3 protein-coding genes and 1 pseudogene are annotated in these 3,390 nt (G+C 71.6%); 1 reads left to right on the plus strand and 3 read right to left on the minus strand.

Annotated features, from left to right (window positions below; all coding sequences use genetic code 11):
* The coding region (locus EBH09_RS18270) for an ABC transporter permease (protein ID WP_153182686.1) at nt 1-794 on the minus strand (794 nt) is incomplete at its 3' end.
* Nucleotides 791-1,819 (minus strand): ATP-binding cassette domain-containing protein, encoded by a 1,029-nt coding sequence (locus EBH09_RS18275; protein WP_121748066.1) that lies wholly within the window; start codon nt 1,817-1,819, stop codon nt 791-793. The genes EBH09_RS18270 and EBH09_RS18275, both read right to left, overlap by 4 nt.
* 208 nt (nt 1,820-2,027) lie before the next feature.
* Between EBH09_RS18275 and EBH09_RS18280 the strand changes: the two genes are divergently transcribed.
* Entirely contained in the window at nt 2,028-3,017 is a 990-nt protein-coding gene (locus tag EBH09_RS18280) for an NAD(P)H-quinone oxidoreductase (protein ID WP_121748067.1), read from the plus strand.
* A 10-nt stretch (nt 3,018-3,027) separates the two neighbouring features.
* Here EBH09_RS18280 and EBH09_RS39000 read toward each other — a convergent pair.
* Nucleotides 3,028-3,390 (minus strand): annotated as a pseudogene (locus EBH09_RS39000) (hypothetical protein); the annotation flags it as partial.

A 3,390-nucleotide genomic window follows, 5' to 3' on the forward strand; every position in this document is an offset into this window, starting at 1 on the left:
CCCGCCCAGCCCAGCGTCCAGGCGATCTCGACGCCGGGCCAGCCGCCCGCCATCAGACCGCGCACCGCGGACGCCAGATGCGTGATCGGGCTGTTGTTGACGAACACCTGCAGCCAGCCCGGCATCGTCTTCGGGTCGACGAAGACGTTGGACAGGAAGGTGAGCGGGAAGATCACCATCATGCTGACGCTCATCACCGACTTCTCGGTGCGCAGCATCAGCCCGAACATCGTCCAGATCCACGAGAAGGCGAACGAGAACACCAGCAGCAGCACGATCCCGGCGAGCACACCGCCGAGTCCGCCGTCCGGCCGGTAGCCGAGCAGCAGGCCCACGGCCAGCATCACGGCGGACGCGATGCTGTAGCGCAGCGCGTCGCCGAGCAGGTAGCCGACCATCGCCGAGGGCCGCCAGATCGGCAGCGAGCGGAAGCGGTCGAAGACGCCCTTCTCGATGTCGACGTTCACCGAGATGCCGGTGTACATCGTGATCATCACGACCGACATCACGAGGATGCCCGGCAGCACGAACTGGATGTAGTCACTCGGCGAACCCGCCAGCGCACCGCCGAAGAGGTACGTGAACATCAACAGGTTCATGATCGGGAATGCGGTGACGTCGAAGAGCTGCTCCGGCACATGCTTGATCTTGAGGATCGCGCGCCATCCGAACGTCAGGGACGTGGACAGGGCACTGGGCCGGGGCGGCCGCTCCTTGGTGACCAGCAGGGCCGCCAGCGATTCGGTGCTGACCGCGGAGAGTTCCTTGCTCTCGGTGCTCGTGGCCGTGCTCATGCCGCCACCTCGTCCTTCGTGTCAGGGCCGGTGCCGGTGCCGGTGCCGGTGGTCTGGCCGGTGTCGTGCCCGGTCAGCGCCAGGAAGACCTCGTCGAGGCTGGGCTGTCCCAGGGAGAAGTTGTCGACGGTGATGCCGGCCCTGGTCAGCTCGCCCAGCGCCTTGGCGGCCTGGTCGGCGGCCGTGTCGCTCGCCGCCACCCCGAGGCGCGCGGTCAGCGCCACCGGGTCGGGCTCCAGCTGAACCTCGGCGACCAGCAGGTCCCGCAGCAGCCGCTCCGCCTCGGGCCGCTGGTCGGCGTCCCGCAGCCGCAGATGGACGGAGCCCGCGCCGACGGACGCCTTCAGCTCGCCCTTGGTGCCCTCGGCGATCACCCTGCCCTTGTCGATGACGGCGATCCGGGACGCCAGCTGGTCGGCCTCGTCCAGGTACTGCGTGGTCAGCAGCACGGTCGTGCCCTGGGCGACGACCGCGCGCACGATGTCCCACACCTGGTTGCGGCTGCGCGGGTCGAGGCCGGTCGTCGGCTCGTCGAGGAAGAGCAGGTCGGGGGTGTTGAGGATGGACGCGGCGATGTCGATGCGCCGCCGCATGCCGCCGGAGTAGTGCTTGACCTGCTTCGCCGCCGCCTCCGTCAGCCCGAAGGCCTCCAGCAGCTGGGCACCCCGCTCCCGCGCGGCCGTCTTGCCGTGCCCGAGGAGCCGGCCCAGCAGGATCAGGTTCTCGGTGCCGGTGAGGTCCTCGTCCACGGACGCGTACTGCCCGGTGAGGCTCACCCTGCTGCGCACGTGGTCGGCCTCGGCCACGATGTCGTGGCCGAAGACGTGGGCCTGGCCGCCGTCGGGCCGCAGGAGGGTGGCGAGCATCTTCACCGTGGTGGTCTTGCCGGCGCCGTTGGGGCCGAGGACGCCGTAGACCGTGCCGGCGGGTACCGCGAGGTCCACCCCGTCCACGGCCCTGGTCTCGCCGAACGTTTTCACCAGTCCCGCGGTCTCGATCGCGAGTCCGGACGTGTGCGTGCTCATTGGTGGTCCTTCCGCGTTCTTGGGCTACGCGTTTTTGGGCTACGCATGGGAAGACCTTTACCGTCGCGCAAACTCATCGGTCGCGCACAGGGATTTTCCGGTGGACGGTCCCAAAGTCGGAGGCGCCGCGACCGGGAGACGGAGAACGCTCCGACCGGGGGCCCGGGTGGAGGGGCCCGGGCGGGGGCGGAGGAGTAGCGTCGCCCTCATGCATGCGATCACGATTTCCGAACCCGGAGGCCCCGAGGCGCTGGTCTGGGCCGAGGTCCCCGACCCGGTGCCCGGCGAGGGCGAGGTCCTGGTCGAGGTGGCGGCCAGCGCCGTCAACCGCGCCGACATCATGCAGCGCCAGGGCTTCTACGACCCCCCGCCCGGCGCCTCCCCCTATCCCGGCCTGGAGTGCTCCGGGCGCGTCGCCGCACTCGGGACGGGCGTGTCCGGCTGGTCCGTGGGCGACGAGGTGTGCGCGCTGCTCGGCGGCGGCGGCTACGCCGAGAAGGTCGCCGTTCCGGCCGGTCAGCTGCTGCCTGTTCCGGAGGGCATCGACGTCAGGCGGGCGGCGGCGCTGCCCGAGGTGGTCTGCACCGTCTGGTCGAACGTCTTCATGGTCGCCCACCTGCGTCCCGGCGAGACGCTGCTCGTGCACGGCGGTTCCAGCGGCATCGGCACCATGGCGATCCAGCTGGCCAAGGCCGTCGGCGCGAAGGTCGCCGTGACGGCGGGCACCAAGGAGAAGCTGGAGCGCTGCGCCGAACTGGGCGCCGACATCTTGATCAACTACCGCGAGCAGGACTTCGTCGCCGAGGTGAAGGAGGCGACGGGCGGTGCGGGCGCCGACGTCATCCTCGACAACATGGGCGCCAAGTACCTGGACCGCAACGTCCGGGCCCTCGCCGTCAACGGCCGGCTGGCGATCATCGGCATGCAGGGCGGCCGGAAGGGCGAGCTGGACATCGGCACGCTCCTGGCCAAGCGCGCCGCCGTCAGCGCGACCTCGCTGCGTGCCCGGCCGCTGGAGGAGAAGGCGGCCATCGTGGCGGCCGTACGCGAGCACGTCTGGCCGTTGCTGGGCGGCGGCAGTGGCGCTCGCGTGCGCCCGATCGTCGACCGCGAACTCCCGATGAGCGACGCCCCCGCCGCCCACCGGGTCGTGGAGGAGAGCGGCCACATCGGCAAGGTGCTGCTGATCGCCCCGTAACGGGTGTGCGTCAGCCGCGCCGCAGGCGGAGGCCGACGAAGGCCAGGGCCAGACCGAGGCCGATGAGGACCAGCCCGCTGCCCAGGGGGAGGGCTCGCACCACGGGCTCGGTGGCGTCGTCGGCGTGCGTGCCGGCCTGCGGCTGGGAACGGGACGGGGACGCCGAGGGCACCAGGGCGGCCTCCCCGGGGGCCACGGCGGTCTCCGGATCGTCGGGCAGGTCCTCGTCGCCGTCACCGTCCGCCCGGTGGCGGGCGTTATGGTCCGCGGCGGCCTCTTCCGGCTCGCGCTCCTCGGGCCGCCCGGGCCGCTGCCGCCCCTCGCCCGGCCGGCTTCCCGCCCGGGAGGGCTCCGGGTCGGCCGGGCGAGGGGC

The sequence above is a fragment of the Streptomyces sp. E2N166 genome (assembly GCF_003671715.1).
In the GTDB taxonomy this organism is placed as follows: Bacteria; Actinomycetota; Actinomycetes; order Streptomycetales; family Streptomycetaceae; genus Streptomyces; species Streptomyces thinghirensis.

Coding starts and splice junctions, on each gene's coding strand:
- EBH09_RS18275 (WP_121748066.1), bottom strand. CDS start 1,819: ATGAGCACGCACACGTCCGGACTCGCGATCGAGACCGCGGGACTGGTG.
- EBH09_RS18280 (WP_121748067.1), top strand. CDS start 2,028: ATGCATGCGATCACGATTTCCGAACCCGGAGGCCCCGAGGCGCTGGTC.